This window comes from Hyphomonas sp. UBA3601 (assembly GCF_002375605.1).
Lineage (GTDB): Bacteria > Pseudomonadota > Alphaproteobacteria > Caulobacterales > Hyphomonadaceae > Hyphomonas.
On record NZ_DFME01000114.1, the window covers coordinates 30,979 to 33,678 of the forward strand.

1 protein-coding gene and 1 pseudogene are annotated in these 2,700 nt (G+C 59.7%); one reads left to right on the forward strand and one right to left on the reverse strand.

All coding sequences use genetic code 11. The annotated features are described in order from the left end of the window. Positions 1–305 (forward strand): annotated as a pseudogene (locus tag B4F73_RS12160) (glycosyltransferase family 39 protein); the annotation flags it as partial. A gap of 3 nt (positions 306–308) precedes the next feature. Here B4F73_RS12160 and B4F73_RS12165 read toward each other — a convergent pair. Continuing rightward, a complete protein-coding gene (locus B4F73_RS12165) occupies positions 309–2,549 on the reverse strand; it encodes a TonB-dependent receptor (protein ID WP_290483385.1) in 2,241 nt (746 codons plus the stop codon). Between the last annotated feature and the right edge of the window lie 151 nt (positions 2,550–2,700).

Here is a 2,700-nt window from a genome sequence, read left to right on the forward strand (position 1 = left end):
TGGCGCTTGGCTATGCCGATCCCTCCTATGTGCTGCCCCTGGGCACGCAGAATCTCCACCCGCCGGAAACCCCGCTCGACCTGCCTCAAGACCCGTCCGCTTATCCGGTTGTCTATCTCGTCAATTTCGAGGATCGCAAGGCCGAGCCGCCGATCGAAGACGAGATCCGCCATTTGCGCGCTCAGGCCGACCAGATGCGCCTCTGTGTCACCGAGACCGAGCCTTACTATGCGTTGAATTATTCGAACGGGGACCCGGTCAATTTCCGGGCCCTCCGCTTCGATTATGGCGACTGCCCAGGTTGATTTCTAGAACTCGTAGCCGATCCGCACGCCATAGGTGCGCGGGTCGGAACGGAATGTGTCATACCCGATAAAGCCATAGCCTGAGACGGCATAGTCTTCATCGGTCAAGTTCCGTCCCCATACGGTCAAGCTGAGACCGGTATCTGTAAACACGAAGTTCGCCTCTGCCTGCAGGGTCGTGAAGCCGTCCTGCATGCGGCTGTCCAGGCCCTCTGGGTCGAGATAGTAATCACCGCGATACTTGGCGTGTGCGGCGAGGCTGGCCTCGATCGTTTCCGTAACCGCGAACTCGTAGCGTCCGCCGAGGGTGGCGGAGACATCTGGTGCGAAGGGGAGGGGGTTGCCGTCAAATGTGTCGGCATTTCCGCCAATGTCGGACGACTGATCAATCTCGGTTTCCAGAAGCGTCAAGCCACCATCCAGCGAAAGTTGCTCCGTAGCCTGCCATGCCAAATCGACTTCCACCCCGTAGGATGTCGCTTCATCGAGATTGGACAGCGAGTTGGACGTAATGCTTGAACCGTCGGGCAAGGCGAAGTTCACGAAGATGCGCGCCTGCGGGTCTTGATAATCCTGAAGAAATGCAGCGATGCTGTAAGTGAACGTATCGTCTGGTCGGCTCTTGTAGCCGACCTCATAGGCTGTGACGGTCTCTGCGTCGAACAAGCCCGCATCAGCGAAATGAGTGGCGTTATTCTGGACTTCGCCATTGAAGCCGCCCGATTTGTAGCTGTTGGAAACCGAGACATAAGCGTTGCCTTGGCCGAGTTCGTAGGAGAGGGCCGCGTTGCCCGAAAGCCGCGTCTCTTCGATCTCGTTCGCGCCTGCCGCCAGGCCGAGACCCCCGACATTATTGAAGCCAATCGTGCCATCCTCAAAGATGTGACGGCCGCTTCCCTGACCCTCAATCCGCTCATGCGTTACCCGCGCGCCGAGTGTAGCGGTCAACCGATCAGAGAGGTCGAATTCATTATAGGTGAAGGCGGCCAGAGCCGAACGGTCCTGCCTGATATCTGTGACCAGAGTCATCGCGCGTGCATCTGAGGTCGGGGTTGGCCCTGCCCGGCTGGCGGCGCCGACATAAGGACAGGTGCCGAGCAGCGTGTCGGCATCCAGGTCGCCGCACCAGATCGTATAGGTCTGGCTGAAATCTTCCAGCGATCCCGATACACCGATCATGGTGCTGGCGCCGTCCCAGTCTGTCTGCAGGCGGAATTCCTGCGAGAACTGCCGGAAGTCGCGGATATAGGCGAGGTTGGCGTTGAAGTTCGGATTGTCGAACAGGGCGACAGCCCCGTCAAAATCAAACCCGTAATCCTGATTGTACCCCTCGAAGGCCGTGAGAGATGTCAGCGTCCACCGCCCGACAGCGCGCTCATATTGGGCCGAGACGCCATAGAATTCATTGTCGGTATCCTGAACGCCGTCACGGCCCACCGCGATCTCATGGTCGTTAAGGTCAAGCGTATCATTGCGCGGCGCGGCATTGACGCCATTGTCTTCCTCATAGTGCGTGCGCACGAGCAGGGACCCACCAAACGCCTTGTCCCAATTGAGGCCGAGGCGCAAACCGAATTCATCCCGCACACCGCCCGCATCTTCCGGGCCGGCAACATTGTCGAGTGCGGCGTCGCGCGACAGGTACCGCCCGGCGAGGCGATAGCTGAAGCCATTATCGTAGTGCTCCCCATAGGCGCCATCCAGGTCAGCGCGATTCAGGTTGCCATAGCCCGCCCGAACATACCGGCGCTGGTCCTCGCCAGGTTTCGCGGAGATGAAATTGATCGCGCCCCCGGACGCGTTGCGGCCATACAGCGTGCCTTGCGGGCCTTTCAGAACTTCCACACGGGCAAGATCATACAGCATCAGGCCCGTCTGGACGTTGGTCGCCAGATAGACGCCATCGGAATAGACCGCAGCGGCGGTGGGCGTCAGGGCCTGATGGTCAACCGCGCCGATGCCGCGAATCTGGAAGGCGACCTGCGTACCGTTTGCGACAGCGGCCTCAACCCCGGTCAGCAGGTCAGTCATGTCCTCGGCACTGACATAAGCATCCGCCAGCGACAGATCCCTGGTATCAATCACGCTGACGGACATCGGAATGTCTGTCAGAGGCGTGGCGCTCGGGGTGGCGGTGGTGACGATCGTGTCCAGCCGGTTCACCGGGTCATCGGACTGGGCCGTGGCTGGGAGGGCAAAAGCGAGGAGGGCGAGCGGGGCGACTGAGCACTGAAATTTTTTCATGAGCGGCGATTACCAGCCGTTCAGAATGCGACGCAACTGCATTTAGCTGATGCCGAGGCTGCGTCAGCCAAAGCGACGTATTCTGGCAACACTATTACAGGATACAGGTTTAGCGCGGGGCGCGTTTTGCAAGGATGCGTTGCAGCGTCCG

Bases quoted from the DNA above. Each gene is read 5' to 3' on its own strand.
- B4F73_RS12165 (WP_290483385.1), bottom strand. From the start codon at position 2,549: ATGAAAAAATTTCAGTGCTCAGTCGCCCCGCTCGCCCTCCTCGCTTTT.